This is a genomic window from Mesorhizobium sp. M4A.F.Ca.ET.050.02.1.1, assembly GCF_003997725.1.
GTDB lineage: Bacteria > Pseudomonadota > Alphaproteobacteria > Rhizobiales > Rhizobiaceae > Mesorhizobium.
Map to the genome: position 1 here is coordinate 1 of NZ_RZSG01000603.1, position 3,739 is coordinate 3,739.

Consider the following 3,739-nt stretch of genomic DNA (forward strand, 5'->3'; position numbering starts at 1 on the left):
CGGCCGAGCACGTCGATCGGCGAGCCAGCGTCGTTGATGACATATTCCTGGGTCACATCGTAGCCGGCGAAGGCCATCAGATTGGCGAGCGTGTCGCCCACCACCGCGCCCCGGCAATGGCCGACATGCATGGGCCCGGTCGGATTGGCCGAGACATATTCGACATTGGCCTTGCGGCCGCCGCCGATGGTCGAGCGGCCATAGTTGCGACCTTCGCCGAGGAGCGCCGCCAGATGCGCCTGCCAGAACCCATCCTGCAGCCTGAGATTGACGAAGCCCGGACCGGCGACGTCGGCCGCCGCGACGTCGGCGTCGCCACGCAGCGCCTCGGCCAGCCTTTCGGCCAACGCGCGCGGGTTCTGCCCGGTCGGCTTGGCCAGCACCATCGCGGCGTTGGTGGCGAGATCGCCATGGCTGGCGTCGCGCGGCGGCTCGACGGCGATGCGCGACAAGTCGAGCAACGCGCCATCCTTGTCTCTCAGATCAAGCGCTTCGACGGCTTTTATGACTCGCGCGTTGAAATCGGCGAATATGTTCATTGGGTCTGGCTCTGGCGGCTGTGCAAGGGAATCCGGCTCGTTGGCCGGCAAAATCGCGTCCGCCCTAGCTCAAATCGGGCGTGTGGTCAAACAAGCGCCGATGTTCCTTCAGCGCATAGGTGTCGGTCATGCCTGCCAGGAAATCCGCCACGGCGCGCGCCTTGATGCGGTCCTGCGCTCTATCGAGTCCTTCGCGCCAGCCGTCCGGCATGGCGCGCGGCGCGGCGAAATAGAAGTCGAACAGGTCGCGCACGATCCGTTCGGCATCGGCCCGCACCCGCATGACCTCGCTGTGCCGGTAAAGGTGCTTGTAGAGAAAGGCTTTCAACTCCTTCTCGGTCGCGGCCATGCCGGCCGAGAAGGTCACCATCGTCTCGCCCGCCGCCCGCACCGCGTCGGCGCTCTCGGGCTTTAGCCGCTCGAGGTTGGCGTGGGTGGAGGCAATCACGTCCTCGACCATCATAGTGATCTGCCGCCGCATCAGCTCGTGGCCGGTGCGCACCGGATCGAGCGCCGGGTAGCGCGCTCGTACGCTCGCCAGGATCGAGCCCGGCAAGGTGACGTCCTCCAGCATGTCGAGCGTCAGGAAGCCCGACCGCAGACCGTCGTCGATGTCATGGGTGTTGTAGGCGATGTCGTCGGCGATCGCCGCGCATTGCGCCTCGATGCCGGCGAACCGGTCGAGCTCGAGATCGTGCAATTGCGAATAGTCACGGATCGCCTGCGGCACCGGGCCCTTCAGCCCCTGCCCTTTGGCATTCGTCAATGGCCCGTTGTGCTTGACCAGCCCCTCCAGCGTCTCCCAGGTGAGGTTCAGACCGTCGAACTCGGCATAGCGCCGCTCCAGCCGCGTCACCACGCGCAGCGACTGCGCATTGTGGTCGAAGCCGCCCCAGGCGGCCATCTTCTCGTTCAACGCCTCCTCGCCGGTATGGCCGAACGGCGTATGGCCAAAATCATGCACCAGCGCCACCGCCTCCGCCAGATCCTCGTCGCCGCGCAGCGCCCGCGCCAGCGCGCGTGCGATCTGCGCCACTTCGATCGAATGCGTCAGCCTCGTGCGGTAGTGGTCGCCCTCATGCGCGACGAACACCTGCGTCTTGTGCTTCAGGCGGCGGAAGGCGGTCGAATGGATGATGCGGTCGCGATCGCGCTGGAACGGCGTGCGGGTCGGGCTTTCGGCCTCCTCGAACAGGCGGCCGCGCGAGCGCGCGGGATCGCTGGCATAGGCGGCGCGCGGCCGGTAGCCGAACCCTATGTCGCCGAGAGCATCCTTGCCCTGCCGCACGTCCATTCACCCACCAGTTGACTTGGCCCCGCCCGCTTCATACCTATCATATGAAACCGAAAGCAAGGTGACGCCGATGGGCGCGGATGCCAAGACTGCCATGAAGGTCGAGATGACCGACGCCGCCGCCAAGCGGATCGCCAGGATCGTTTCCGGCGAGCCGGGCAAGACGGCGCTGCGCGTCTCGGTCGAAGGCGGCGGCTGCTCCGGCTTTTCCTACAAATTCGACCTCGTCGACACGCGCAACGACGACGACGTCGCCATCGAGAAGGACGGCGCCACCGTGCTGATCGACGACCTGTCGCTGGTCTATATGGGCGGCTCGGTGATCGACTTCGTCGACGACCTGATGGGCCAGTCGTTCCAGATCAGGAACCCCAATGCCGTCGCCTCCTGCGGCTGCGGCACCAGTTTCTCTGTTTAGCAGAAATCGGATGCCTGCGATCGGCGCGGTCCGTCAGGTCGCGCTCTCGGCCGGCCGCGATCTCGACATCACGCTCGCCTTCTGGCGTGACGTGCTCGGCATGGGCGTGCATGCGCGCTACGATCCGCCGGGCATCGCCTTCATCATGGCCGGCGACGTGCGCCTGTTCTTCACCGATGGCGTGCCGGCGGGCATCGTCTATCTCGACATTACCGGCCTCGAAGCCTTCCATGCGCAGGCGAAGGCCGCGGGCATTCCCTTCACCGCGCCGCCGGCACTCGTCCATCGCGACACCGAGGGCCAGTTCGGTCCGGCGGGGGAAAGCGAGTGGATGGCCTTCCTAAAGGACCCGGCAGGCAATACGATCGGCCTCGTCGAACGCCTCCCGTCCGAAGATCCCAAGGGCAATCCATGAAAATCGTCACCTGGAACATCAACGGCGTGCGCGCCCGCATCGGCAACCTCACCCACTGGCTGACCGAAAGCGCGCCCGACATCGTCTGCCTGCAGGAGATCAAATCGGTCGACGAACAGTTCCCGCGCGCCGAGGTCGAGGCGCTCGGCTACAATGTCGAGACCCATGGCCAGAAGGGCTTCAACGGCGTCGCCCTCCTGTCGAAGCTGCGCTTCGACGAAGTTATCAAGGGCCTGCCCGGCGATGACGAGGACGAGCAGGCGCGCTTCATCGAGGGCGTGTTCTCGACCGACAGGGGCGCGCTGCGTGTCGCCTCGCTCTATCTGCCGAACGGCAATCCGATCGACGACGAGAAGAAGTTCTCCTACAAGCTGTCCTGGATGGCGCGGCTGGAGAGGTGGGCGCAGGAGCGGCTGCGGCTCGAGGAGGCGCTGGTGCTGGCCGGCGACTACAATGTCATCCCCGAAGCCGCCGACGCCCGGTTCCCGGACAACTGGCTGGGCGACGCGCTGTTCCAGCCGCAGACGCGGCAGGCCTTCCGTCGGCTGAAGAACCTCGGCTTCACCGAAGCAGTGCGCGCCGTCACCGATTCGTCCGATGTCTACACGTTCTGGGACTATCAGGCCGGCGCCTGGCAGAAGAACAACGGCATCCGCATCGACCACCTGCTTTTGTCGCCCGAAGCCGCCAACCGTTTTTCCTCGGCCTCGGTCGAAAAGCATGTCCGCGCCTGGGAGAAGCCATCCGACCACGTGCCGGTGGCGATCGAACTGGCGCTGCAGCCCGCCTGACGGCTACTCACGCAAATCTCCGCAAAACCCTGATATCGCCACAAATTGCGCGTTTGATGCGACTTGCTGCGGGGGTTCGATGGCGATCCGGTTTGTTCTTTGCTCGGCTGGTCTTGTGTTGGCGTTGATCGCGCCGGCACCGGTGCTTGCCGCCCAGGCATGCCTTGCCAACGGCAAATCGTTCAAGATTGGTGAGACCGCCTGCCTGACGATTGCCGGCGAAAGCCACCTCGCCCGCTGCGACATGGTTCTCAACAACACCTCGTGGACCAAGATCCATGA

Annotated in this window: 5 protein-coding genes and 1 pseudogene; 4 read left to right on the forward strand and 2 right to left on the reverse strand. The window is 65.3% G+C overall.

What is annotated here, in order from left to right; all coding sequences use genetic code 11:
* Both argS and EOA33_RS27710 read right to left on the reverse strand, forming a co-directional pair.
* On the reverse strand, positions 1–539 hold a 539-nt coding region (gene argS / locus EOA33_RS27705), incomplete at its 3' end, for an arginine--tRNA ligase (RefSeq protein ID WP_127407093.1).
* A gap of 64 nt (positions 540–603) precedes the next feature.
* Positions 604–1,833, reverse strand: coding sequence for a deoxyguanosinetriphosphate triphosphohydrolase (locus EOA33_RS27710; RefSeq protein WP_126054195.1), 1,230 nt, complete (start codon positions 1,831–1,833; stop codon positions 604–606).
* Positions 1,834–1,903: 70 nt separating this feature from the next.
* Between EOA33_RS27710 and erpA the strand changes: the two genes are divergently transcribed.
* The 4 genes and pseudogenes from erpA to EOA33_RS27730 form a co-directional block, all read left to right on the forward strand.
* On the forward strand, positions 1,904–2,251 hold the full coding sequence (gene erpA / locus EOA33_RS27715; protein ID WP_126054194.1) for an iron-sulfur cluster insertion protein ErpA: 348 nt from the start codon (positions 1,904–1,906) through the stop codon (positions 2,249–2,251).
* A 10-nt stretch (positions 2,252–2,261) separates the two neighbouring features.
* On the forward strand, positions 2,262–2,666 hold the full coding sequence (locus EOA33_RS27720) for a VOC family protein (protein WP_126054193.1): 405 nt from the start codon (positions 2,262–2,264) through the stop codon (positions 2,664–2,666).
* Positions 2,663–3,457: an exodeoxyribonuclease III gene (gene xth / locus EOA33_RS27725; protein ID WP_126054192.1), complete on the forward strand. Its 795-nt coding sequence runs from the start codon at positions 2,663–2,665 to the stop codon at positions 3,455–3,457. The genes EOA33_RS27720 and xth overlap by 4 nt, the downstream gene beginning before the upstream one ends.
* 79 nt (positions 3,458–3,536) lie before the next feature.
* Positions 3,537–3,739, forward strand: a pseudogene (locus EOA33_RS27730) (hypothetical protein); the annotation flags it as partial.